Consider the following 24,530-nt stretch of genomic DNA (forward strand, 5'->3'; position numbering starts at 1 on the left):
AGCTGGAACCGGGTCTGGCAGGCGTCGAGGAGGCGGGGGCCATCTCCTCTACGGGGGGGGTGGGGAAGTCCACCGGCATTGCGGTGACGGGACAGTGGCGACGGCTATCGGCTTTTGTAGATGTCGTGGGTGCCGATCCGCAGCCAGCGGACATGCGGGCCGTCGCGGCCCGGAACGGGCTCGCCGTACTCCCACAGTGCCCGGCCGTCCTTCGCCCAGCGCAGCTCGAATACGCCCGGCTCCGAGCGGAAGCCCTTCACTCCGAGGCTCGGGTGGAACTGACCCGTCTCCAGGCCCTCACGGAACAGTGCGACCGCGCGGCGGAACGCTCGCCGCTGCTCGGGAGTCAGCCGCGCGTACTCCGCCATGAAGCGGGCCACCTGCTCGTACGTGGGCACGTGGTCACGATAGTGCGGTGATCGCCTGCCCTGGTGAGGAGGTCGCGGCTACTCAGCTTGCCTTGGGGTGCTCCTCGGCGGCCAGCTGGTCGAGGAGGGCATCGAACGCCGCGTCGGACAGGCAGAGGACGGTACGGCCCGCCTCGACGTCCTCGTGGGCCTCGTCGATCGCGCGCTTGGTGTCAGCGTCGGGTTCATCAACCCACTCGTGTGGCGCAGGGTAGGGCCGCGTCGCCGGGTCCATGGTCAGCCTCCCTACCGATGCGCACCGCACCAACCCAACCGTAGCTTCATCCATGATGGCTGACCGTGGCGGCCTGGGCGACCCCAAGGGGCCAGCGCGCCCGCCCGGACGCCAGGGACGGTCCCTGGGGGCAGAGTTCGGGCCGAAATCAAGCCTGCGTGGACATGGCGTGGATTCGGCAACGCCCACCAGGTGCGCGACACCTTAAACGCGCAGGTAGAAGGCATGATCAGCCCACATTAGCGAAGATCACCCAGATCTACGAGGGCACGAACCAGATCCAGCGGATCGTCATGTCCCGCGCCCTGCTCAGGGGCTAGCGCTCTCGCGTTTCCCCTGGAAGCAGAGACGGTACCCGGCCCGGGCGGCGGGTCGGTAGCCCGACCGCCCGTGYCGGCGTGCCGTACACGAAACCCATCGACACAGCCGCAGCCAGGCTCGGTTCTGCTCGGAGCGGCGCCTCGGAGTTCGAGATGGCCCCCGCCGCACGAGGCCGGTCGACCCGGCAGAACAGGTTCCGGTCCCAGCTGCGTCCGGCGCCCCCGAGGGGGGCGTTCCTGGAACGGGCGTGGCGCAGTCAGGCGCCGCCAGGGTCAGGGCGGCGCCCGTTGCGCTCGCGCCACGAAAGCCGGTGTTCCCGACCGGCTGTTCAGCTGCTAGATCAGCGGCGCCGACGTCTGCTCAGGCAGGTACGGGTACTGCTGGCCGCTCCACGGGTTGGACTCGTACTTGTCATACTTGTCGTGCTTGTCATACTTATCGTGCTTGTCGTGCTTCTTCTTGGAGTTGAACCAGAGAACCCGCTCGACGGTGATCCTGATCTTCTTCTTCACCAGGTTCCCGTGCTTGTCGTAGCCCAGCTTGTACRCGGCCGGCTCGTAGGCGGCGGGGCCGTAGGCAGCGGGCCCGTAGGCAGCGAGCTCGCTGGCAGCGGGCTCGACCGCAGCCGGACCAAAGCCAGCGCCGGAGTCCTCCACGTCGACCGGGTAGCCGAGGGACTCGTCGTCAGACTCTGACCAGCCGTCCTTCTGGTCCTTGCCGTCCTTCCAGCCCCAGTCGTCCTTCTCGTCGTAGTCCTTCTCGTGCTTGGGCCACTCCTTCTTCGGGTGCTCCTTCTTGTCCTTGTCCGCGAACCAGAGGACGCGCTCGTAGCTGATAGCGTCCTTGCGCTTCGAGATCTCGCTGTGCTTCTTCTTGTAATCGTCCCGCGGGCCGTAGGTCGCGCTCGGGTCCAGGTCCGCGGAGGGCTCACCGACGCCGGGAGCGAGGCCGGAGTCGAGCGTCGAGTCCACGAAGTCGTCGTTCAACCCGAAGTCGGCCAGACCGGCCGGGTCAACGAAACCACCCGGCTCGTCGAAACCTACCGGGTCCACGAAGGCACCCGGCTCCTCCAGATCGGCCGGCCCCCGGCCGAGGGCCGGGTCGTCATAACCGTCCTGACCGGCAGCCGCCTCGTCGTACCACGGCCGTTCCTTCTTCTTCGAGTGGTCCTTGCCGTAGTGGTCCTTCTCGTGCTTGGGCCACTCCTTCTTCGGGCGCTCCTTCTTGTCCTTGTTGTCGAACCACAGGACGCGCTCGTAGCTTATCGATGTGCTGTCCTTCTTCACTTCCGGTTTGTGCACTCCCGCAGGGCCTTGGGGCGCAGCCTGCGCAACGCCCGCACCCGCCCCCAGCACCACCGCGACAGAAACCATCCCCGAGGTGGCCAGAACAGCAGTACGCCGTCCCATCTTGTTTGTCATCTTCGACCTTTCAAGGCGATCGTTTTCCTCAGCTGCTCGGGGACAACATAGCCGTCGAGAGCCGTCTCGATCGCAGGACGAAACAGGCGTGTCTCAGGGCTCCGCCAGCGCCCTTTCAGTAGTATTCCGATGGACACGGGAACGCCCCGACCCGATGCACCCCAGCCACACGCGACGCCTTATTTTCTGCGGGAAACCAACTTTGGGGTCAAGACGCACGACCCGGGCCCGACATCTCGGCGGAAAATCCAGCCACCCGCCGGGAAAGCCACCCACGAAAACTGGGCAGAAGCGGCACCGCAGAGCCGTCTGACCCCGGACCCGGGTAAGCGCATATCGCTCACGGCGACCGGACGGAACAGCTCCGCCGGAAATCCCCTATCGGGCGCCCACGAAGCGCGCACACCTTTTCATCCGGGCCGGGCGCGCTAATAGCCGCCGGGGCCCGGGCAGTGGCGCAGGAGAATGTGTCTACAGGCGAACGAGCGGGCCTGACCTGTCACCGGTGGACGGTCCTGTCGTCACCGGTGGGCCCGAACCGTCCCCGGAGCCGGTGACCGGCGCGGTCAGGCCGGCGGGCCGGCGGCGTTCTGCAGCGGCAGCAGGGTGAGCCAGGGATCCACGGCGCTGGGCCTGAAGCCGAAGTGCCGGTAGAAGGCCTGGCCCGCGGGTGCAACGGCGTGCGCACCGAGCAGTGGCGTGCCCACCATGCGCCGCACTGTGAGCGCCCGCATCGTGGCGTCGCGGACAAGCCGGGCGCCGACGCCCCGGCCCTGGTGACGGACGTCCACTGCGAGCCGGCCGAGCAGCATGAGCGGCACGGGGTCGGCGGGGCGGCGTGAGCGCCACCGGGAGGGCGTCGAGACTCGTTCGATGGCCCCGGTGGCCAGGCAGTAGAAGCCGGCGATGGTGGACCCGTCGAGGATCACGAAGGTGTTGGTGATCCGTTCCTGCTGGTGGTCCTTCGCATGGTGGCGCAGCCAGCTGTCCACAGCAGGATCACCGCAGCCGAACGCGACCGTGTCGTGATTCTCCGTCAGGGCCGACGGTTTCGTGAGCGACACGGATCGGTTCCCCCTTCAGCCATGGCCGATCAGATGGTGGTGGAGCTGGCCGCTCACGGCACCGGTATCGGCGCGCGGCGCGCGGCGCGGGAGCAGGCGCCAGCGTGATGCGGGTGCTGCTGACGGTCCTAGGCGTCCTGCGGGCCGGGAGGCTGCTCCTTGCCGGGCTCCTCGTCGAGGAGCCGGCGCAGCCGCGGGTTGTCGGCCGGGGGCGTCTGCAGCATGGCCTCCAGCTCCGCCCAGGCGGAGTCGGAGACGCGGAACAGGCGGCGGTCGGCCAGCACGTCACGGGCGTGGCGTCGCATACTCTCGGCCGCGAACATGCTCAGGCTCAGGCCCTCGGCCTCTGCGGCGGAACGGATGATCTCCGCGTCCTCCTCGGGCAGGCTGACCRTGATGTTCTCGTCCGCGGCGGAGCTCATGCTGGCAGTCTGCCGTTTCCGTCCACGAGATGCGACGTCGGGTCTCCTCCGCGCCGGCACGGCCGAAAGGTGGGCGGGAGATCCGATCGGGGCGCTGCGGATGTTCGAACCTGCGTGCGGGTGGGCATCTCCTGGATCACCCTCATCCCCATCTCCTCCCCTTCCACTCTTCCCCTTCCACCGGAGGAACGGTGAGCATCACGATGGCCTACCAGCCAGGGACACGGCGGCGGCCGGGCCTGTTCGCGCCCGTCGGGCGCCGCACGGAGCGCGGACGCGGCCCCGCGGCACGTCGACCCGCGGCACGTCGACCCGCGGCACGTCGATGAGCGACGATCTCGGCACGACGCTCGTGGTCATCCTCGGGGTGATCGCGGTGGTGGGAGTGGTGCTGGTCGTCGGCACCGTCTACCTGCTACGGCGCTACCGGATGCCGATCCAGGGGGTGGCCGCGGCGATCACCAGCCTGGTCTACGTGGTCTCGCCGGTCGACGCCGTCCCCGAGTTCCCGCTGGGGCCGGTCGGGCTGGTCGACGACGTGGCGGTGATCCTCGGCGCGCTGTTCTACCTGCGCAGGCTGGTCGACTCCCGCCGGGCCGTGCCCAGAGGTGGCGAGCCGAGGATGCTGGACGCCCGTCCACGCGGCCGCGGCATCGGCCGGCGCTGACGTCACTCCCGGCCGGCCCGGCATGGCGCCGGCCCACCCGGGCGGCGCCGCTGCCCGGGTGGGCCGGGGTGTGGCCCGGGGAGGCCCGATCGGGCCTCCCCGGGCCACACCCCGGCACGCGACTCAGATCAGCGAGCGCAGGACGTAGAGCAGGATCCCGCCGTGGCGGTAGTACTCCGCCTCGCCGGGGGTGTCGATGCGCACCACGGCCTCGAACGAGATGTCCCCCGCCTGGACGGTGATGGTGGGGGTCTTCTCGTCGATGTCGGCCAGGCCGGTGATGGTGAAGGTCTCCTCACCGGTGAGCCCGAGCGACTCCGCGGACTGCCCGACCGGGAACTGCAGCGGCAGGACGCCCATCCCGATCAGGTTGGAGCGGTGGATCCGCTCGTAGGACTCGGCGATGACCGCCCGCACGCCGAGCAGCGCGGTGCCCTTCGCCGCCCAGTCGCGGGACGAGCCGGAGCCGTACTCCTTGCCGGCGAGGACCACCAGCGGCACACCGTCGGCCGCGTACTTCTGGGCGGCGTCGTAGATCGCCAGCTGCTCGCCGTCGGGCAGGTGGCGGGTGATGCCGCCCTCCACGCCCGGCACCAGCTTGTTGCGCAGCCGGATGTTGGCGAACGTCCCGCGGATCATCACCTCGTGGTTGCCGCGGCGCGACCCGTAGGAGTTGAAGTCGGACGGGGCCACCCCGTGCTCGGTGAGGTACCGCCCGGCCGGGGAGTCCTTCTTGATGGAGCTGGCCGGGGAGATGTGGTCGGTGGTGACCGAGTCCCCCAGGTAGGCCAGCACCCGGGCGCCGTTGATGTCGGTGCGCGGCGCCGGCTTGGCGGTCATGCCCTCGAAGTACGGGGGGTGGCGGACGTAGGTGGAGTCCTCGACCCAGTCGAAGGTCTGGGACACCTCGCCGCCGTCACCGATGGGCAGGGCCTGCCAGCGGGCGTCACCGGAGAGGTCGCCGTAGCCGTCCGCGAACATCTTGGAGGCGATCGAGCTGTTCACGACCTCGGCGACCTCGGCCTCGCTCGGCCAGATGTCACGCAGGTAGACCGGCTCGCCGGCGGTGTCGGTGCCCAGCGGGTCGGTGTCGAGGTTGATGTCCATCGTGCCGGCCAGCGCGTAGGCGACCACCAGCGGCGGGGACGCCAGGTAGTTCATCTTGATGTCCGGGTTGATCCGGCCCTCGAAGTTCCGGTTGCCCGACAGCACGCTGACCACGGCCAGGTCGGCGCCGTTGATCCCGGCGGAGATCTCCTCCTCCAGGGGGCCCGAGTTGCCGATGCAGGTGGTGCAGCCGTAGCCCACCAGGTTGAATCCGACCTTCTCCAGGTAGGGGACGAGGCCGGCCCGCTCGTAGTAGTCCATGACCACCTTGGAACCGGGAGCCAAGGTGGTCTTCACCCACGGCTTGCGGGTCAGGCCCTTCTCCACCGCGTTCCGCGCGAGCAGCGCCGCCCCCAGCATGACCTGCGGGTTCGACGTGTTGGTGCAGGAGGTGATCGCCGCGATCGCGACCGCCCCGTGGTCGATCTCGAAGGTGGTGCCGTCGGCCAGGGTCACGCTCGTCGGGTTGGACGGGCGTCCGCTGACGTCACCGGCGACCCCGTTGGCCGAGACCGGTGCGTCCGACGGCTTGTCGCCGAACGCCGCGGCCGAGTCGGAGGCCGGGAAGGACTCGGCGTCGGCCGCGTCCGCGCCGCCGTCCACCAGCGTGGTCGGCTTCGCATAGTCGGCGAGCGCCTTGCGGAACGACGGCTTCGCGACGGACAGCGGCACCCGGTCCTGCGGGCGCTTCGGCCCGGCCAGCGACGGGACGACCGTCGAGAGGTCGAGCTCGAGGGTGGTGGTGTACTTCGCCTCGTGGCTCGGGTCGTGCCACAGGCCCTGCTCCTTGGCGTACGCCTCGACCAGCGCGACGAGCTCGTCGGGCCGGCCGGTGAGCCGCAGGTAGGACAGCGTCTCGGCATCGATCGGGAAGATCGCGCAGGTGGAGCCGTACTCGGGGCTCATGTTGCCGATGGTGGTGCGGTTCGCCAGCGGGACGTTCGCCACGCCCTCGCCGTAGAACTCGACGAACCGGCCGACGACGCCGTGCTTGCGCAGCTGCTCGGTGATGGTGAGCACCATGTCGGTGGCAGTGGTGCCGGGGGGCATCTCGCCGGTGAGCTTGAAGCCGACGACGGTCGGGATCAGCATGCTGACCGGCTGGCCGAGCATCGCGGCCTCGGCCTCGATGCCGCCGACGCCCCAGCCGAGCACACCGAGACCGTTGATCATCGTGGTGTGGCTGTCCGTCCCGACGAGGGTGTCGGGGTAGGCCAGGGTGCCCTCCGCGGTCTCCTTCGTGAAGACGACGCGGGCGAGGTGCTCGACGTTGACCTGGTGCACGATGCCGGTGTTCGGCGGCACCACGGTGAAGTTGTCGAACGCCGCCTGGCCCCAGCGCAGGAACTGGTAGCGCTCGCGGTTGCGCTGGAACTCCAGGGTCGCGTTGAGCTCGAAGGCGTCCGGCCGGCCGAAGTGGTCGGCGATGATCGAGTGGTCGATCACCATCTCGGCCGGGGCCAGCGGGTTGATCTTCGACGAGTCGCCACCCAGTGCGACGACGGCCTCGCGCATCGCGGCGAGGTCGACGACGCAGGGCACGCCGGTGAAGTCCTGCATGATCACCCGGGCCGGGGTGAACTGGATCTCCTGGCTCGGCTCGGCGGCCGGGTCCCAGGCGGCGAGCGCGCGCACGTRGTCCGCCGTGATGTTGGCGCCGTCCTCGGTGCGCAGCAGGTTCTCGAGCAGAACACGGAGGCTGTACGGCAGGCGGTCCGCCCCGGGCACCGCATCCAACCGCCTGATCGTGTAGGTACGATCACCTACCGCAAGTCTGCCGGTGCTGCCGAAGCTGTCCATGGCCTTCGTCTCCTCCTCGTCACCTCACCCACCTCTCGTCGGCGGGGAGGTTCGACACCAGCAGCGATCACAGATGACCGACCCCGAGTTCGTCACGGTCGACCACCTCTCGCCCCATCCTGGCACTCCCAGGGGTGACAGCGACGGCCAGAGCRGCCGGTAGCTCTCGAGCAAGGGCCGCTGGGGGTGTGACCATCGCCTCCCGGACACCGGCACACGGCCCCGGCCATCCGCACCACCATTTAGTTAGCAACGCTAAAAATATCAGGTGGTCCGTCCGGACGTGCACCTCGTGCCCACCGGCCGGGCGGCACGGGACGTTCGGCATCCTGCCAGCACGCCCCGAACGCACCCCGGCACGAGGTGGGATGTCCCACCCCGGCCGGGTCCACCTTGGACGGGGTCGGGGGCAGGCCACCGGCCGCCAACGGCCACGCTACGACCGCGGGAGGGCCGCGGCTACCGCTACCCGCTACGGCTACGGCTACGGCTGCGGCTGCGGCTGCGGCTGCGACCAGACGGCGGTGATGTCGCGCTGCCAGTTCTCCATCGTGAACGGCGAGCGCCGCAGCCGGCGCATCGCCTCCCGACGCTCGTCCAGAGTGGGCGGCACGATCGCGAGATCGGCCGCGGTGCTGGCCCAGATCTCGTTCGGGGTACTCAGGGGCAGCATGGTGATCCCGGGCAGCACCCGGGCGATCTCCGCCACGCCCGGCAGGTCGGACGACAGCACCGGGGTACCGACGGCACAGGCCTCGAGCACCACACTCGGCAACCCCTCGCGCAGCGAGGTCACCAACAGCAGCGACGAGTTGACCAGGAGCTTCGGGACATCGCCGCGCTCCCCGAGGAACTCGACACGGTCGGACACGCCCAGCCCGCGAGCGAGCGTCAGCAGTCCCTTGGTCTCCTCCTCGGACTGCCGCCCGACGACCCGCAGCCGGGCGTCGAAACCGCGGGTGCACATCGTCGCGACGATCTCGACCGCGCGGGACCGGTTCTTCACCGGGTCCGGACGGGCGATGTGCAGGACGGTCAACGGCTGCGTCACGACGTCGCCGAACTCGTCCAGTTCGGGGAGGGACGGCATGGGACGCTGGCCCGCGATGGCCACACCGAACGGTTCCAGCTCGACACCGTTGTAGATAACGCGGCACCGGGAGTCCAGGCGCCAGCTCTCGCGCCACTGGCCTCGCATGGCCGCCTCGCTGACCGCGAGCAGGTCGGTGGCGAAGGCATCCAGCAGCACCCGGCCGGCGGTGCGCCGCAGGCGCCCGCTGACGGTGTCGCCACGCCGGTCGGTGGTGGTGAAGAAGTGCGCGACCCGCCGCCGCACACCGGACCCGCGGGCCACCGCCAGGACCACGCCCGAAAAGGCCGCCACGCCCGCATGAACGATGTCGGGCCGCACATCGCGCAGCAGCCGGCGAAACGCGAAGGGGAACCGGAGGTCCGCGCGACAGTAGTAGACCTCGCCACCGAGGGCCCGGATTTCCTCGTCCATCGAGCCGGGAGCACCCGAGGTAACGCAGAAAAGCAGCCGAAACTCGGTCGGGTCCAGGCGGCGCAGCAGGTTGACGACGCGGATCGTCTCACCGGCCAGGTCCATCCTCGGCAGCACCTCGAGCACCGTCACCGGGTCGGTCCGACGGTTCGGAGCGGGCACCGGGTTCACCTGCCCTGCCGTAGGGGGCGACTCCCGGTCGGTGCCCGCCGCGAGGTGGGAAAGCTCGGCCTCACCCGCCGGCAGCGGATCGGCCCGTGCACCAGCCATGTACCTGCCACCCATGCGCATGCCACCTGCTTGTCTGCCCACTGATTCGTCCGCCGATGTCCCGTCAGCCACCGATGCCCGCCAACCAGCTGAATCGCGACCCTCCGCTCTTCGGGTCGGCTGCTGCGCATTGGACCGGACGCCTGACAACTCCCGTCAACCTACAGAGAGATCTCCACTACAAGGAGTTATGACACTCGGGAGCGCGAAACGCGGTGGCAGGCATCGCCAGGCGTCGCTCGTCCCGGCGCAGGCTCACGAAGGCCGATCACCGCCGGAGCGCCCCAGACCACCCCGGACCGTGGGGTGGGAGACGAGCCGCCAGCCCACCTGGTTGCCGGAACGCGGTCCACGGCACCCGGGCCACGGTCGGTCGCCGAGGACAGCCAGCCATGTCCACGCGCGAAACTTACTATAAGTAAGATCATAATTACGCCGACGGGTACCGTTCGGGACGCGGCACGAGCCGCGCAGGGAGGGATGAGAACGTTGCGTTCAAGCCGACTGTTCTCCACGGAGACGACAGCGTCCGCCGACGGCGCGCGCACCGGCCTCACGGCCAGCTACGCGCGCCTCGTACGGCGCGGCGCCCGCTGTGCCGCGGTGGTCGCCTCCTGGGCCAGGATCATCCTGGTACGGATGACGCAGCCCGGGGTCAGGGTGGGGTTCGACTCCTTCATCGGGCCCGGGTGCACGATCCGCTGTGCTCCCCACGGCACAATGGTCATCCGGCGTACCGTCCTCATCCGGGATGTCTACCTGGAGGCCGCAGACGGCGCGGTGCTCACCCTGGACACGGACGTTCTCGGACCTCACTGCATGGTGGTGGCCCGCGAGCGGGTGGTCATCGGCGCCGGTTGTCTGCTGGCCGAGATGAGCGTGGTCCGCGACCAGGACCACGTGGTTGCACCCGACATCCCCAGTATCGCGATGCTGTTCTCCGCCACGCCGGTGACCCTCGGCAGCAACGTGTGGCTCGGCGCGAAGGCGACTGTCCTGCGCGGCGTGACCATCGGGGACAATGCAGTGGTGGGCGCGGGCGCCGTGGTGACCGCGGATGTTGCCGCGGGCGCCAGGGTCGGGGGCGTGCCGGCAGTGCCGTTGCGCACGTCCCGTTCCGGGGCGGCGGCCGATGTACGCCCGGATGACCGCTCCCCCGACGCGACTGCGGCCGTCCTGCCCGCACAGCGCTCCGCGGCTCGGGCGGACTTCACCTCGCCGGCACGATAACCGGTCTGATCGGTCGATGATCGGCGAGGCGGGCGGGCGGGCAGGCAGGCGGGTCGCGTACGCGACCCGCCCGGCCTCAGCGGTGCTCGAACAGTTCCCTCAGCCGCTCGTGCTTCTCCTGCTCGGGCAGGAGGCCCGTCCCCACGGACGCGGCGAGAATCCGCGCACTGAACTCCGCGAAGGACGACACGACCCGCGCGGGCATCCCAGCCACCACCGAGCCCGCGGGAACGTCCCGGTTCACCAGCGCACGCGCGCCGACCACGACGTCGTCGCCGATCGTCACCCCGGGCATGATGAGCGCACCAAGCCCGATGAAGACGTTCGACCCCACGGTGATCGGGGCGACGACGTCACTCTCGGGATGATCGTCACGCAGCACCCAGACGGCCCCGTCATGGGTCACGAACCTCACCTCGGCCGCAACCACCACGTGGTCACCGAGGCGAACCAGGTACGGCTCGCTCCCGAACGTCGACCCGCTGACACCGATCAGGCAGCAGCGATCGCCCATGCGGACACCAATCCTGCGGGCGTAGCCGATCGGGTCGGTCTTCTGCTGATAGCGCTGGTGAAGTCCCGAGGGGACTCGGCGGGCCATCGCCATGATGTCCTCGACCCGGTGCTTCCTTCGCCCGTGCCCGTTGCCCGTCACGACCTGCGCTCCGCCCTGGACGACCGGGCTGCACCGACGATGGCGTCGGCGATGAATCCTCGGTTCTTCTCCTGATCAAGAAGGTGCTCGGCGCGCCTGCGCGCGGCCTGTCCCCGTAGCGCCAGGCCATCCCCGCCGTCATCGCCCCGCAGCGCGGCCTGGTGCAGATCGAAGACCGTGCGCAGGGCGACGGCGAGAGCCGCGGGATCGTCAGGCGGCACCAGCCAGCCGGTGTGGTCGTCCACCAGCTCCGGCAGCCCACCCACGGCCGTGGCGATGCTCGGAACCCCGCAGGCGGATGCCTCCGCCACGGCGCCGTAGTTCTCCGACAGCGACGGGCTGACGCTCACATCGGCCGCAGCGTAGAACGGACGTACGTCTGACACAGCACCCGCCCAGAGCACCGACCCGGCGGAGGGGAGCCCCGCGGCCTGCGCACGCAGATAGTCGCGATAGGCCTCGCCGCCCGAGCCGTGCCCACCACCGACCAGGACCAACGTCGCAGGGCCGGAGTGCTCCCTGAAGCGGGACCAGGCCTGGAGCAGGGCGTCATGTCCCTTGATCCCCCTACCCCGGTGCACCAGCCATTTCGGCGGGTAGAAGTAGGCGACACAGACCACGACGAGGGCGGACGGATCCAGGCCGAGCTCCGCCCGTGCCTTTGCCTTCGCGTCATCGCCAGACGGCGCGAAGGAGCTGAGGTCGACCCCGTAGGAAGCCGTCGGCAGCCGCTCGGGGGGCACCCCGAGGTCGAGGTACCGCTCACGGATGTGCCCCGACGAGCAGACGACCAGGTCGTCCGCCCGGACGAAGCGCCGCTCGACCATCTCGATCAGCGGATTCTCCAGGTAGAGCGGACCGGGCACCATGTGCACCCGGGCCGGCCGCCGGGTCGGGCCACGTCCCAGGGACGCCAGCCGCGAGAGCACCGCGGCGGCGTACAGGTGGTAGTGCAGCACATCCGGGTCGAGGGCACGAAGCAGGCCACGGAGCCTCCACACGCTGACGGCCTGCCGAAACGGCGAACGCGACCGGACCGGCGCGGGACTTGGCACGACACGGATCCCGTTCTCCGCGCACCGCCTGGCGAGGGGACTGTCCACCTCGGGAAGCAGAACCACCACGTCGTGGCCGCAGGCAGCCAGCCGGGTCAGGATGGGGATCGTCCACAGACARCCATGACCGGTCTTGAGAACAGTCACAATCCTCACCGCAGGTCCACCTCTCGCTCGCCGCCACGCTGTTCGCCGATCATCGTTGTCGCCCTCTTCTCCTGATCCGCCGCCGCGCCCTCGTTCAACGGAGGTATCAGCGACACGCCAGTCACACTCAACGGACGTCGGGCGACCCAGATACAGCTCGCTCCCCATCGGCGAAGGACGGGCAGACTGTCGACCGTGAAACCGAGCAGCCGACCGAGCCATCCGGGAAGCCGACCAAGCCACGGAAAGGACCAGGTGGCCAGTGTGAGAAGGGTTCCGTGCAGGCGGACGTCCACCACCTCGAAGCCGAGGCCGCGCAGGATCGCGGACATTCCCTCCGGGGTGAAGGCATACTGGTAGAAGTCATTCCATGGCGCCTCGGATGCGGGTTCGGATGCAGAGGTCACCGGATCAGTGCTCCGCTCGCCCTTTCCGGTGGCTTCGTACGGCAGCACCGATCCGTTCTCGTACAGATGCCGCCTGCGACGTAGATACTCGTTGAGACACGGCGTGGACACAATCGCGATGCCACCCGGTTTCAGAACCCGGTAGGTCTCGGCAAGAATCTGCTCCGGTCCCTCCGCGAAGTGCTCGCACACCCCCGGCGAGTAGACGGCGTCATAGCTGGCATCCGGGCAGTCGAGCCGTCGGACATCCGCCAACCGCAGCGGCACGTCCGGGAGCAGTGCGCGAATCCGGCCAAGCGTCTCCGGCGCCCAGTCGACACCTTCCGCCGCGAAGCCGCGAGCCCGAGCCGCGACCGTGAAGTGCGCCAGACCGCAGCCGGCTTCCAGTACGCGCCCGCCCGGGGCAACCCACCTCAGAAAGGTGGACCGCAGCTGATAGGGCAGGTGCCCCCGCCGGCTCCGGCGGTAGGACAGTCCGAGGTCACGCCAGACGATGTCCCAGTAGGCCGCATCCGTGCATCCGGAGAAGAAGGCGAGACGGCCGCCGTGGTCCCCCGCCTGCCACACCACCCGGAGTTCCCGGCCCGCCGCGGCGATCCCCGCTCGATGGCCGCCGCCGCGCCAAATCCTGCCGACCCCGGCCCGGCCCGACGCGTCGCGAGCATCCTCCGGTCGGGCGGCACCGGGTCGGACCAGGGTCCGCTGAGCAGGCATGGCAAGCTCCCCTCTTCGTGTACGGAAGTCGGCTGCCCGGGATGGGGCGGTACCAGGTCGGGATGGGGTGGCGCTAGGTGGCGAGCCGCTCGGGTTCGGTCAGTGCAAGAGTCATCGAGGCGTCCCCTGCCTTCCGAGGCCCGCGGACCATCGCGACTCTCGTCCACAGACTCACGATCGCGTAGGCGATCACGCTGGCCCAGGCCGCACCCACCAGGCCCGCGATCGGGATCAGGATGACATCTGCGATGCCGACCACGGTCAGGCCGACCAGGCCCGCCGCGCCACACGCCTTGGTCCGCCCCTGGCCGGTCAGTACCCGGGCATCGATCTGGAAGGCCACCAGGAGCAGTTCAGCAATCAGAAGCACCCGTAGTGGTGTGACCGCGCTCTGGTAGGCATCACCGAAGAAAAGCACCACGAGGTGCTCCGCGGCGAGCCAGATACACGCAGCCACTCCGGCCATCACCGCGAGTACGCGGACCAGTTCGACGAAGACAGCCCGAGTTTTCATCGTACCGTTGGCCACCCGGAAACAGAGAACCTGACCCCAGGAGGACGGAACCAGCCGGAGGACCTCGCTCGCGGTCGCCGCCACGCTGTAGACACCGACGGCTGAAGCCCCCGATATCACTCCGATCAGATAGCGGTCGAGCCGGAATGTCATGGACATCGCGGTGTTCATACCGAGCGCGGGAATTCCCTTACGGATCAGCAGCCTGGACGCGGCACCGTCCAGGCGGAGACGCGTGACCAGGCCCGCCCGGCGCAGGAGAAGAAACGCTGCGAAACACTGCACCATGCCCACGGCGACAGACACCACGAGAACCGAGACCACCTGCAGCGTCCCGGTCGATTCCGCCAGCACGACCAAAACTGCCAGCTGCAGCACGGAACCAGCCATGCTGACCACTGCCGAGCCGATCATCTGACCGACGGCATTCAGGGTTTCGAGCAGCTGGATGCCCAGAAGTGTCGACATCGACAACAGCCCGGTCAGCACCAGGATGTCCGTTCCCCGCTCGGGCGCGTCGGCCAGCCAGAGAGTCGGTCCGACCACACAGGCCGTCAACAGGCACTGCGGCACCGCCAGCAGAACACTCAACCCGAGAACGTGGTCAACCGAAACCCGGGAGTCCCCACGCCCGAGGTAGAACCGAGCCGAGGTACCCGTGCCCAGCGCGACGAACATCCCGGTGAGACCGGTGATCGTCGTGATCAGGACGATCTCGCCTCTGCCTTCGGCGTTCAGTTCGCGCGCTGTCATCACCGCGACGACCAGGTTCGTCATCGCGGCGGCGATCGCCGCGGCGGATACCGCGGCAGCAGGGCGGGCGACACCGGACGTCTGGGGCTGCCGCCTCCCGGTTGACCGGCGCCGCCCGCCACCGGAGGGAATGGCGCCATGAACGGCACCCCCGTTGGTGTCGTCACCGATGGCAGATCCTGGCCGGTTGACGCCGCTCATCGGGAGACCAGCGCAGGCAGCTCGGCACGTGCCTCCCACGGAACTCGTTGCGCGGGAGGCACAGCGCCCCCCTCGGGGTGCTGGCCCATCCCCGGCACGCGACTCTCCCGATCAGGGGAGGCCTGCTGCCACCAGTAGGCAGCTGCTCGCACCACGACCAGCACCACGGCGCCACCCAGAACCTGCATCGGCAGCGGAGTGAAGTCGTTGCGCACTCCGATCAGCAGCGGTACAAGCACGACGCTGCGTGCCGCGTCAGCCCAGGTCGACCTCCAGACATCCAACGTGCCGCACAGCAGGCCGATGACGAAAAGAACAGCCACCACTCCGGGAAGACCGAAGTTGTAATAGGCCTCGGCAATGGGCGAACCGCCGATCGGACCGGATCGTTCTCGAATGATGCTGTTGAACAGCCGGTCATCGATCTCGGCCGGTGGCTGCGGGATGCCGAACAGCCGGCCTTCGATGACCCGGACAAGCTGGCCCGTATAGGTTCGGYCACCCGCTGCGGGTTCGCCGTACCCGTCTCGCCACGCGACCACCTCCGCCAGGGGACGAAGGGAGGCTCCCATCTCCGCCAGGCCGTCGAGGGGACCGAAGCCGATCTGACTCATCGTGACGTCGGCAAGGCCATGCTGGCGGACATCCCGAAGCGCCCCCACGGCGCTCAGGACGAGGACCCCCAGAGACAGGGCCACAATCGTACTGATCCGGCGGTGTCGATCACGTCGTCCAGCTCCGTCCTGCGCAGCTGGGGAATCCCGGGAGGGTGGAGCACCCAGGGATTTCCTGAAAACCCCGCCGGTAGATCCGGTCGACGGCGGAGCGGAAAGGTCGCCGGACCGGCGCACCATGTAGACGGCGGCCGCCGCGAGCACCGGGAACAGGATCGTTCCTCGCATGCCCAGCGGCAACGCAATCAACGAGAACAGCCCGAACATCGCATAGCCTGTCCGGCGCAGCCGCCGCCCGGCGTCGACGGTCAGCAGCATGAGGCCRAACCCCAGGCCGAAATCCAGATAGGGGATCAGCGGGTCGCGATACGCCAAGGTGATCAGATCCTCGTACGACCCGAACAACAGGGCAGTCCCGCCAGCCCGCCTGATCGACAGAAGCATCAGGGTGATCGAGGCCGCAAGAATCGCAAAACCGACCACGCCTGTCGCGGTCGAACGCGTCGAGCCCGCCGGTGCACCGACGGCGTGGCTCTCCGGGGCCGGCCGACCGCGACGCACACGGCCAGGCAGGGAAGCACACACGGACATGCCCGCCGAGGCTGCCGTCACGCCGACCGCCGCGATCGTCAGGATCCGTCCGGGCGAGCCGGACAGGACCCAGTCGAAGCCGAGCTGCCTGTCGCTCGAGACCAGCGGACGGTCCAGAGCAAGCGGCACCGCAAGCCCGAGATGAAACAACGCCAGCGGCACCAGATAGACCGCCGAGCAGGAGAGAGCTCCCTGCGGACGTGCCCGGATGCAGAGCACGATGACACAGAGGACCACGCTGGAGGTCACCGCCGCGGCGCGGGTGGGAGTGAGCGAGGAGATCTCCTCCGAGAACGCCAGCAGTGTCGCGAGAAGGATTCCGGAGCCCACCCGGAACGCCAGCACCCGCAGGTCGATCCCGCGGCCGACGGACACGCCGGCTGTCACTGATYCCACACGCTGGTCATGCCGCGCCGCCAGTGCTCCACGACGAAGGGAGAGGCTGCGAACGCACGAAACGCCCGTACCCGCTGCGCCGATGTGGGAGGGGCGGTCAGCATTCCGGCCGCGGCCGCACCCCAGATCTCGACACGGGAACCCTGCGGCACTGTCGTGACGCCTCCGAGCACGCGCCCGATCTCCAGGACTCCCGGCAGGTCCACAGAGAGCACGGGGGTGCCCACGGCGCAGGCCTCGAGGACGACGGTCGGCAGCCCCTCGCTCCGGGAGGTGACCAGCAAAAGGTCTGCGCCAGCCAACAGAGCGGGGATGTCGAACGACTCGCCGGTGAGATCGAATGCGTCCGCGACCCCGCCGAGCTCGGCCCGGCGACGCAGATCCGCCGACTCGCGGGCATCCTCCCGTCCGACGACACGCAGCCGGGCCGGGACACCGCATCGCCGCAGTGCGATCAGGACGTCCACGGCCGCGGCCCGGTTCTTCACCGGGTCAGGACGACCTATGTGCACGATGACAGGCTGCCATCCTGGTGCCGCGTCGCTCGCGGTTCGCGATCGTTCCGCCGGACCTTCGGCGATGCACGAGCTTCCCGTCGCCGCGGTGGTCACGACCGCACGCTCGAACGGTGCGGGGTCCAGCCCGTTGTAGAGCACCCGGCAACGGCGCTCGTTCCGCCAGTCCGACCGCCACAGGCCGGTCATGGCGGCCTCGGCGACCGCGACGAGATCGGTGGCGAACCAGTCGATCAGCTGCCGCATCACCGCCCGTTGGAAGCGCCCCCGCAAGCTGACACCGTGGCGATCGCTGGTGCTGTGAAAGTGCGCAACCCGGCGGCGCACACCGGCGACCCTTGCCATCAGCAGGATCGCGCCGGAGAACGTGGCCACACACGAATGCACGACATCGGGCCGAAGTGAGCGCAGCAGCCGGAAGAACCGCACAGGAAAACCCAGGTCAAGACGGCAGGGGTACACCGAGCCGCCCAGTGAGCGAATCTCCTGGGCCAGTGCGCCGGGGCGGCCGGTGAGGGTGACGAAGACGAACCTGTACCGATCAGGGCTCAGGTGCCGCAACAGCTCGACGGTGAGCAGTTCTGCTCCGGCCCGGTCCATGACACCGAACACATGCAGCACGGTGAGGGGCCGTGTGATCGAACCGCCCTCGGGCTCGGTGTCCGTGGAACATGGAGCGTGGTGGGCATGAGCCACAGGCGATCCCGCCGGCACCTGGTCCGCGGCTCTCATTGCCCGGACCAGACGGACGGCCCGGCGAGATCGCGGTGACCAGCCCCGCTCCCGGCCGGGCTGTCCGTTCCCGCCATTCCCGCGGTGCGCTCCCACAGCGTCCGATGAAAGGAAAGGATGGCCGGCCGAATCCTGTCGGACGAATGCTCTCGAGCGGCCGCGAGATTCCGCTCCGAGGCGGCACTGTACCGTTCCGGACTCGCGATCATCTCGCTCAGCGTGTCGGCCAGTCGGCCGGCGTCATCCGGTGGCACAAGGTCACTCGGCGGCAGGAACTCGACCACTCCGCCGACCGCGGACGCGACTGCGGGCAGAGCACGGGCGGCAGCCTCGACCAGGACACGCGGGAGGCCCTCGGTCCGGGAGGGGAGCACGAACACGTCGGCGTCGTCGAGTGCCGCTCGTACCTCAGCCCGGCTGGCAAGCCAGCGGACGAAGCGCACGCTCTCGCCGAGGCCACGCGCCATCGCCCGATGCACGATCTCGTCGTGATGACGGCCGTCACCGACGATGGTCACCGTCAGCGGAATGCCCCTGGACCGCATCAGCGCGACCGCGTCGACGAGGACATCATGGCCCTTGTACACACGCTCCTGTGAACCGATGGTCAGGAGGCGGACCGGGCGGCTCTGGCTCGGGCGCGGGTGTCCGGCCCCCGTCATGCTCCACATGTCCGGGGCCCGGCGTGGTTCCGGGACGAAATCCTCGTCCCGGAGCAGCGCCCCGGGGCAGCTCACCATCGGCACACCGGGTCGGGCCGGATACCTGCTCTGCAGGACGTGCCGGGTGACATAGCTGACGACAGCGGCGTCGCGGCACTGGCGGGCGAGCAGCTGGCCGGCGAGCATCGCAGCGAGGCGGTGGTCGGCGAGCACCTCAGCCACGTCTCCGACGACTTCGAGTCCGAAGGGAACCTGCTGTCGGCGGAGCTCGCTCACCAGAACCGTGCCGACCAGACCAGGAATCCGGGCTATGAAGGCGGTGTCCGCGGCCGGGCCGCGCAGTTCGGTGACGGCGCGATGCACCGCGTACCGGAGCGCGGGCCAGCGGCGCAGATAGGCGGGGACGCCCTGGAACGTCGGCAACGGGACCACCCGGACGCCGGCGCCCTCCACCGGAACGCCTTCCTGCTCGTCACCCGCGCCGCGGGCGACCCGGGCAGCCAGCAGCACTTCATCGAAGACACCGAGATAACCAGCCCAGGTCGGGTATCCGGCCGCGGGGTTGGGTGTCAGCACACGGCCGTCTTCGTTCTGATACAGCCTTGCCTCGGTGGCGACAAAAATCCGCATGTTCTCCCTCGGCCCGACCCTCAGAGGAATTAGTCACTAATCACACCCGTTGAATCACTCAGGGCGACGTAACCCGGGTTGTGTCGCGGGGTCTCTGCGACCGCTGCCACAGAGACCCCGCTCCCGTTAGTGGTGGGGTCAGGTCAGGCAGGCCACCGGGTCCGCCTGGTCGGCACAGATCCTGCTGATCGTGTCGGCCTGGTCAAGCTGCGTCGACAGCGCGACCTGGCCGTCAGAGGCGGCATTGATGATGGCCCCGCCCACCTGGATGACCGAATAGGTGGGCAACGTGCCACCRGGCACGATCTGGGGGCCGGTCAGAACCAGCTCGAGCGCACGCACGCTGAGCGACGAGGGGTCGGCGATCTGCCGGTTGATGTACAGCACCCCCACCCCAGGCACGGGGATCGGGGTGCCTGGCGTCACCGGCCCGAGATAYGGGACTCCACCAATCGCCAGGTCGGCGATCGTGGTGCCCGTCGCGTCGAAGGTCGTGACACCACCGGCGTAGGTGGCGTTGGCCTGTGCGGTGATCGCGCTCGCGGTCACCGCACCGTTGAGCAGGTTCACTCCCGCCACCGTGCTCGTGGTCGAGCCGGTCGTCGTCTCCCCTACCGTGGCCTGACCGGTCACAGTGACCGCGCCGGTCGAGATCACCCCCGGAATGTTGACGCCAAGGGCGGTGGACGTGGATGTACCGCCCGTGCAGGGAACGCCCGTCGCAGCCACAGGCCCCACACTGAGCGGCCCTGCGGACAACAGGTTGCTGTAGGYGACTCCAGAAATGATCACAGGTGTCGGAGGCCGGTAGAACGCATGGGTGTAACCGACCGTCACGGACGTTCCCGCATCGAGCCCCAGCGAGATGTCCAGCGAGAGCCCGATGGTCACCAGACCGACATTTCCTGGGACGGGGATCTGCCGGTTGATCGTAAGAGTGCCGATTCCCGGGACAGAGATCCCGGTATTCGGCGCGATCGATCCGTTCAGGACGGTGAGGCCGACCCGGAGATTTGTTACAGTCACCGAACCTGTCGAGGACACCGTCCCGTCGGCCGCACTCGTCGCCGTCGTACTGATCGCGAGCGCGTCGGCGGAAATCAGACCGCCGGGAATCAGATCGTTCAGCAGCTCCACGCCAAGGAGCTGACTGGTCGAGGTCTCCTGCTGCACGGCCCCGACAGCGATCGTGGAAACGGTGTTGGTACTCGCTCCCGCCGAGACGAACCCGGGAACGGACACCGCTCCGCCATTCGTGCGACTTACGCCGCTGGCCGTCGTGCATCCGAGCCCCTCGGGGAATGTGGCCCCGGAGTCAATCACGCCGCCGACGGCCACCTGCGTCGAGAAGGCGAGCGCGTCATAGACGGCCGGAGGCGAGGCCGCCATGGCGCCACCCCCGGTCAGAACGATCGTCGCTCCTGTGACAGCGCTGGCAAGAGCCGCGCCGACCGGCCGTGCGAGCCTGAACCGCCCACCCGGACGACCTCTACGAACTTCACCCATTTAGTCACTCCACTTGACCATACAAAGAACCGACTACGTAGAGTCGATCAATAATCAACCTGGAGTGAAGGTAGCGAAGGTCACGCCGAGTAGCGGTCCGCCTCGCCGACGGAGGTCCGAAACCGCCTTGGACGATCCCGCCAGGTCAGTCGACGTTCGGGTCGGCAGATCGGCCAGCAGCGCGGACGCCCGGGCCGCCGGCGACTCTCGCAGGTCCGCGGAGTTCTTCGTGTACGCCAGCCGGAGCAGAAGGATGCGATTGCCCTGCACCGACCGCCCCTGCCGGTTGAGGATGTCGGTGACGCGACCCACCGCATGGTCCGGCATGTGGTCGTTGATGCCGTTCGCCAGTTCGACGAACCGGAAGCTGCGGCCCAGCCGACGGTGGCACCGTCCGCGCTGCACAACCCCCGTGCGAGACCTGGCGCTCAGCCCGGACCGGGACCCTGTGCGGGCAGACGAGGGCGAGCCGGCACACCGATGGCCACCACCTCCGCCGGCAGCTCCCGCACCACGACCGCTCCCGCTCCGACGGTCGTCCCCGCGCCGACGTGGACCCTCTGGATCACCACCGCGCCGGTTCCGACCGTCGCACCGTCGCCGACGGTCGCCGCACCACTGAGCCGGGCACCGGGGGCAAGCGTGACGTAGTCACCGAGCCGGCAGTCATGCGCGACTGTGGCTGCCGTGTTGAGGAGAACGTGGCGGCCGATCCGCACATTGGTCGTGACGCTGGCGAACGCGAAGACCACGGCGCCAGGCCCGAGCGTGACCCGTCGTCCCACGATCGCCCGCGGATGGACGAGCGTTGCCGCACGCCGCCCCCACTCCGTGGCTGCCAGGTCGACCCGCCGACGGGCCTGGGCGGACCCGATCGCCACCACATAGTCAACGTCGRGCCCGGCAAGCAGATCCACCGGCCCGAGGTGACATACCCCGTAGGCAGCAAGCAGATCCGTGTCGGGCGCACCATCGTCCAACACGCCGCGGAGACGGTAGGTGGGCCGCGCCGCGTTCACCGCCTCCACCAGCTCCAGCACCTCCCGACCGTGCCCGCCTCCCCCGATCACAACCAGTTCCCTCATCGCTAGGGCCACACGTCCTCTCTGTGTCGCTGCAAGTCACCACGACTACTCTCAGTTACGCTACTCAGCGTGAGCAAGCCCGCTGACCTCGCCTCCTCCACGCATGAACGGACCCGTTCCAGCGCGACCCGCGAGGTGCAGGCAGCCGACGACGGCCCCCCGCCGCCCTCGGCCTGGTTCGTGCCTCGCCAGCGTGAAAGCAGCCCGACGGAAACGACACCGGCGTCCGGYCTGCGGCCACCCCCGGTAAAAGCGGCGGACGTTCCACCGGAGCCGACAACAGGATGCGTCCGCTGCGCCCGGCGGGACCAGCGGGGGAAGCGTGTTGTCGACGTCTCCGGTGCGCTGGTCGGACTGGTCGCGGCATCGCCGCTGTTCCTTCTCGCCGCGGCGGCGATCCGGGCCGAGGACGGTGGGCCCGTCCTTTTCCGGCAGGAGCGGATCGGCGAGAACGGAAGACCCTTCACGATTCTGAAGTTCAGAACGATGACTGCGCACACGGAGCACACGGGCACCGGTCTCGTCACCTACCGACATGATCCACGCATCACGCGCGTCGGCCGGACGCTTCGTGCGACGAGCCTCGACGAACTGCYGCAGCTGCTGAACATCCTGCGTGGGGAGATGAGTCTCGTCGGTCCCCGCCCGACCGTGCGAAGCCAGGTCGAGCGGTACACGCCCTTCCAGCAGCGACGGCTCGTGGCGCGCCCCGGCCTGGCCGGCTGGGCGCAGATCAACGGCCGGAACAGTATTCCCTGGTCGCACCGGATTGAGCTCGATGTCTGGTACGTCGAGAACCGCTCCCTCCGCCTGGACCTGCTGATCATGCTGCGGACCTTCCGGATTCTGGTGTCCGGTAGCGGCGCCTACGGCGCGGACGGACGCAACGCCGACCTCGACGGCACGGGCACGGGCACGGGCACCACACCCCAGCGAGCCGGAAACAATCTCCGAAGGAGTCCTCGTGTCCGTCCGGTGTTCCCCAGCCCGGCCGTTGGCAGTTGACGGGGGCGTCCCCGTCCGGTCAACTCCGCTGCCGAGCTGGCCATGGTTCTCCACGGACGAGATCCGCGCGGTCGAGGAGGTGCTCCGCAGCGGCCTGGTCAACTACTGGACAGGCGAACAGGGCCGCGCCTTTGAGCGCGAGTACGCCGCTGCGACCGCCTCCGAGCACGGGGTGGCGGTCGCCAACGGTACGGTCGCGCTGGAACTGACACTGCGCGCCCTGGGCATCGGCCCGGGGGACGACGTGGTCGTGCCCAGCCGGACCTTCGTCGCTTCGGCCAGTTGCGTGGTCGCCGTCGGCGCCCGGCCGATCTTCGCGGATGTCGACCGCGACTCGGGCAACATCACCGCTGACACTGTCGAGGCCGCGGTCACCGAGCGGACCCGCGCCGTCATCGTGGTGCACCTCGGCGGCTGGCCGGCCGACATGGATCCGCTGATGCGATTCTCGTATGGGAAGGGCCTGGCCGTCGTCGAGGACTGTGCCCAGGCCCACGGGGCGCGTTACCGTGATCGTCCGGTGGGAAGCTTCGGCGATGCTGCGGCCTGGTCGTTCTGCCAGGACAAGATCCTCACCACAGCCGGCGAGGGCGGGCTGGTGGCCACCGGGAGCCGGGCGATCTGGAAGACGGTGTGGTCCTACAAGGACCACGGCAAGGATCCCGACATACTCGCGGCTCCGCACACCGACACCGGCTTTCGCTGGACCCACAGGTCCATCGGAACGAACGCCCGCATGCATGAACTGGCGGCGGCGGCGGGTCGGGTCGCCCTGAGGAACCTGCCCACCTGGTTGGAGCAGCGCCGCGCGAACGCCACCAACCTCGTCACGCGTCTGAGCCGGACGCCCGGTCTCCGGGTACCCACACCATCCGGTGATCCAACGACCAGCGCTTCCTACTACCGCGTCTACGCCTACGTCCGACCCGACCTTCTGCGCCCTGGCTGGAGCCGGGACCGGGTRGCCGCGGCAATCCGCGCCGAGGGAATTCCCTGCTCGGTTGGTAGCTGCGGTGAGGTCTACCGGGAACCGGCGTTCGCCGCCGGGGCCCGACCGGCAGATCGGCTCCCCGTCGCCGCGGAACTCGCCGACACCTCGCTGGCCTTTCTCGTCCATCCCACTCTGAGCCGTCACGACATGGATGACACCGCCGACGCGGTGGAGAAGGTTCTCACCGCCGCCTCGGCCTGACGCCCGCCACCTCGGCCTGACGCCGCAGTGCGCTGTCCGCTGGTCCGGATCGGACTGTCGGTTGATGCATCACTCGACGGTGTTGCGTCGTTTGTAGGCCTCAGCGTCGAAGGACGAGGGACGCCCACCGCGGCGGTCGCGGCGACGCCGGTTGGCTTTGATCGCGGTGAACCGAGTGGTGTCGGCGACCTGTCCGGCAGTGATCAGAAGACTGACCGGCCGGCGATGCCCGTCGGCACTCCGATGAATCTTGGTGGTGAACCCGCCGCGGCTGCGGCCGAGCCCTTCCTCGGGTGCATCGTTCAGCGGCGCGTGGCTTTCCCCGGTACCCGGGGTCGCAGTTTCGATGCCCCGGCGGCGTGCTGGTAGGCACGGCACACCGACGAGTCGATCCCCAGCTCCCACGCGCCACCGGCCTCGACGGGTGGGGCGCCGTCCCCGCCACGGCGTAGCTCGGCTGCCAGCCGGTCCCAGGTCCCGTCCGCTGACCAGCGACGATGCCGCTCTTACACGGTTTTCCACGGGCCGAACCGCTCCGGTAGATCCCGCCACCGCGCCCCGGTACGAACCCGCCGATGTGCGACCTGTCGCCAGATCGGTAATGAACCCGCGCCTACCGAAACAACGGGCTCCGGTCAGGTGACGGGA

The 24,530-nt window shown here is 69.0% G+C and carries 20 protein-coding genes and 3 pseudogenes; 5 read left to right on the forward strand and 18 right to left on the reverse strand.

The genetic code is table 11. From position 1 onward, the window contains the following. Window positions 1-104: 104 nt before the first annotated feature. Window positions 105-398 (reverse strand): hypothetical protein, encoded by a 294-nt coding sequence (locus CC117_RS00790; protein WP_020459780.1) that lies wholly within the window; start codon window positions 396-398, stop codon window positions 105-107. Window positions 399-450: 52 nt separating this feature from the next. Further along, entirely contained in the window at window positions 451-642 is a 192-nt protein-coding gene (locus CC117_RS00795; protein WP_071081775.1) for a hypothetical protein, read from the reverse strand. A gap of 242 nt (window positions 643-884) precedes the next feature. Here CC117_RS00795 and CC117_RS40195 point away from each other — a divergent pair. After that, window positions 885-962, forward strand: a pseudogene (locus tag CC117_RS40195) (hypothetical protein); the annotation flags it as partial. Window positions 963-1,298: 336 nt separating this feature from the next. Here CC117_RS40195 and CC117_RS00800 read toward each other — a convergent pair. From CC117_RS00800 to CC117_RS00810, 3 genes are all read right to left on the reverse strand, one after another. After that, entirely contained in the window at window positions 1,299-2,249 is a 951-nt protein-coding gene (locus tag CC117_RS00800; RefSeq protein WP_071081776.1) for a hypothetical protein, read from the reverse strand. A 701-nt stretch (window positions 2,250-2,950) separates the two neighbouring features. Then, window positions 2,951-3,448 (reverse strand): GNAT family N-acetyltransferase, encoded by a 498-nt coding sequence (locus CC117_RS00805; protein ID WP_071081777.1) that lies wholly within the window; start codon window positions 3,446-3,448, stop codon window positions 2,951-2,953. 128 nt (window positions 3,449-3,576) lie between these two features. Beyond that, on the reverse strand, window positions 3,577-3,870 hold the full coding sequence (locus CC117_RS00810; protein ID WP_071081778.1) for a type II toxin-antitoxin system TacA family antitoxin: 294 nt from the start codon (window positions 3,868-3,870) through the stop codon (window positions 3,577-3,579). A gap of 325 nt (window positions 3,871-4,195) precedes the next feature. On the opposite strand from CC117_RS00810, the gene CC117_RS00815 reads away from it, so the two are divergent. Then, window positions 4,196-4,537, forward strand: coding sequence for a YkvA family protein (locus CC117_RS00815; protein WP_071081779.1), 342 nt, complete (start codon window positions 4,196-4,198; stop codon window positions 4,535-4,537). Between the two features lie 123 nt (window positions 4,538-4,660). Here CC117_RS00815 and acnA read toward each other — a convergent pair whose 3' ends face one another. Together acnA and CC117_RS00825 are read right to left on the reverse strand one after the other, a co-directional pair. Next, entirely contained in the window at window positions 4,661-7,444 is a 2,784-nt protein-coding gene (gene acnA / locus CC117_RS00820) for an aconitate hydratase (RefSeq protein WP_071081780.1), read from the reverse strand. 484 nt (window positions 7,445-7,928) lie between these two features. Next, complete coding sequence (locus CC117_RS00825; protein WP_241829710.1) at window positions 7,929-9,233, reverse strand: glycosyltransferase; 1,305 nt, start codon at window positions 9,231-9,233, stop codon at window positions 7,929-7,931. 474 nt (window positions 9,234-9,707) lie between these two features. Between CC117_RS00825 and CC117_RS00830 the strand changes: the two genes are divergently transcribed. Then, window positions 9,708-10,448: an acyltransferase gene (locus tag CC117_RS00830; RefSeq protein WP_241829711.1), complete on the forward strand. Its 741-nt coding sequence runs from the start codon at window positions 9,708-9,710 to the stop codon at window positions 10,446-10,448. A gap of 76 nt (window positions 10,449-10,524) precedes the next feature. Here the strand turns inward: CC117_RS00830 and CC117_RS40000 are convergent, their stop codons facing one another. The 10 genes and pseudogenes from CC117_RS40000 to CC117_RS00880 form a co-directional block, all read right to left on the reverse strand. Next, window positions 10,525-11,103 (reverse strand): acyltransferase, encoded by a 579-nt coding sequence (locus CC117_RS40000; protein ID WP_084131171.1) that lies wholly within the window; start codon window positions 11,101-11,103, stop codon window positions 10,525-10,527. After that, window positions 11,100-12,314: a glycosyltransferase gene (locus CC117_RS00840; protein ID WP_071081782.1), complete on the reverse strand. Its 1,215-nt coding sequence runs from the start codon at window positions 12,312-12,314 to the stop codon at window positions 11,100-11,102. The genes CC117_RS40000 and CC117_RS00840 overlap by 4 nt, the downstream gene beginning before the upstream one ends. After that, complete coding sequence (locus tag CC117_RS00845; RefSeq protein ID WP_084131177.1) at window positions 12,311-13,426, reverse strand: class I SAM-dependent methyltransferase; 1,116 nt, start codon at window positions 13,424-13,426, stop codon at window positions 12,311-12,313. The genes CC117_RS00840 and CC117_RS00845 overlap by 4 nt, the downstream gene beginning before the upstream one ends. Window positions 13,427-13,499: 73 nt before the next feature. Continuing rightward, window positions 13,500-14,894, reverse strand: coding sequence for a lipopolysaccharide biosynthesis protein (locus CC117_RS00850; protein WP_071081784.1), 1,395 nt, complete (start codon window positions 14,892-14,894; stop codon window positions 13,500-13,502). After that, the gene (gene wzy / locus CC117_RS00855; protein WP_131802988.1) at window positions 14,891-16,321 is read right to left on the reverse strand and encodes an O-antigen polysaccharide polymerase Wzy; all 1,431 of its coding nucleotides are present in this window, start codon (window positions 16,319-16,321) and stop codon (window positions 14,891-14,893) included. The genes CC117_RS00850 and wzy overlap by 4 nt, the downstream gene beginning before the upstream one ends. Window positions 16,322-16,542: 221 nt before the next feature. Then, the gene (locus tag CC117_RS00860) at window positions 16,543-17,691 is read right to left on the reverse strand and encodes a glycosyltransferase (RefSeq protein WP_241829712.1); all 1,149 of its coding nucleotides are present in this window, start codon (window positions 17,689-17,691) and stop codon (window positions 16,543-16,545) included. A gap of 107 nt (window positions 17,692-17,798) precedes the next feature. Then, window positions 17,799-19,040, reverse strand: coding sequence for a glycosyltransferase family 4 protein (locus CC117_RS00865; protein ID WP_131802989.1), 1,242 nt, complete (start codon window positions 19,038-19,040; stop codon window positions 17,799-17,801). Window positions 19,041-19,232: 192 nt separating this feature from the next. Then, window positions 19,233-20,483 carry a choice-of-anchor P family protein gene (locus tag CC117_RS00870; RefSeq protein ID WP_071081787.1) on the reverse strand — a complete coding sequence of 417 codons (1,251 nt, stop codon included), beginning with the start codon at window positions 20,481-20,483 and terminating at the stop codon, window positions 19,233-19,235. 282 nt (window positions 20,484-20,765) lie between these two features. Further along, window positions 20,766-20,993: pseudogene (locus CC117_RS40200) on the reverse strand (nucleotide sugar dehydrogenase); the annotation flags it as partial. 35 nt (window positions 20,994-21,028) lie between these two features. Next, window positions 21,029-21,685: an acetyltransferase gene (locus CC117_RS00880; RefSeq protein WP_071081789.1), complete on the reverse strand. Its 657-nt coding sequence runs from the start codon at window positions 21,683-21,685 to the stop codon at window positions 21,029-21,031. Between the two features lie 69 nt (window positions 21,686-21,754). Between CC117_RS00880 and CC117_RS00885 the strand changes: the two genes are divergently transcribed. Beyond that, on the forward strand, window positions 21,755-22,690 hold the full coding sequence (locus CC117_RS00885) for a sugar transferase (protein ID WP_071081790.1): 936 nt from the start codon (window positions 21,755-21,757) through the stop codon (window positions 22,688-22,690). Next, window positions 22,650-23,882 carry a DegT/DnrJ/EryC1/StrS family aminotransferase gene (locus CC117_RS00890; protein ID WP_084131183.1) on the forward strand — a complete coding sequence of 411 codons (1,233 nt, stop codon included), beginning with the start codon at window positions 22,650-22,652 and terminating at the stop codon, window positions 23,880-23,882. Before CC117_RS00885 ends, CC117_RS00890 begins: the two co-directional genes overlap by 41 nt. Window positions 23,883-23,954: 72 nt before the next feature. On the opposite strand, the pseudogene CC117_RS38490 reads toward CC117_RS00890, so the two are convergent. After that, window positions 23,955-24,454, reverse strand: a pseudogene (locus tag CC117_RS38490) (IS5 family transposase); the annotation flags it as partial. Between the last annotated feature and the right edge of the window lie 76 nt (window positions 24,455-24,530).

The sequence above is a fragment of the Parafrankia colletiae genome (assembly GCF_001854655.1).
Lineage (GTDB): Bacteria > Actinomycetota > Actinomycetes > Frankiales > Frankiaceae > Parafrankia > Parafrankia colletiae.

Bases quoted from the DNA above. Each gene is read 5' to 3' on its own strand.
- CC117_RS00795 (WP_071081775.1), bottom strand. From the start codon at position 642: ATGGACCCGGCGACGCGGCCCTACCCTGCGCCACACGAGTGGGTTGAT.
- CC117_RS00815 (WP_071081779.1), top strand. From the start codon at position 4,196: ATGAGCGACGATCTCGGCACGACGCTCGTGGTCATCCTCGGGGTGATC.
- CC117_RS00825 (WP_241829710.1), bottom strand. From the start codon at position 9,233: ATGGGTGGCAGGTACATGGCTGGTGCACGGGCCGATCCGCTGCCGGCG.
- CC117_RS00845 (WP_084131177.1), bottom strand. From the start codon at position 13,426: ATGCCTGCTCAGCGGACCCTGGTCCGACCCGGTGCCGCCCGACCGGAG.
- CC117_RS00850 (WP_071081784.1), bottom strand. From the start codon at position 14,894: ATGAGCGGCGTCAACCGGCCAGGATCTGCCATCGGTGACGACACCAAC.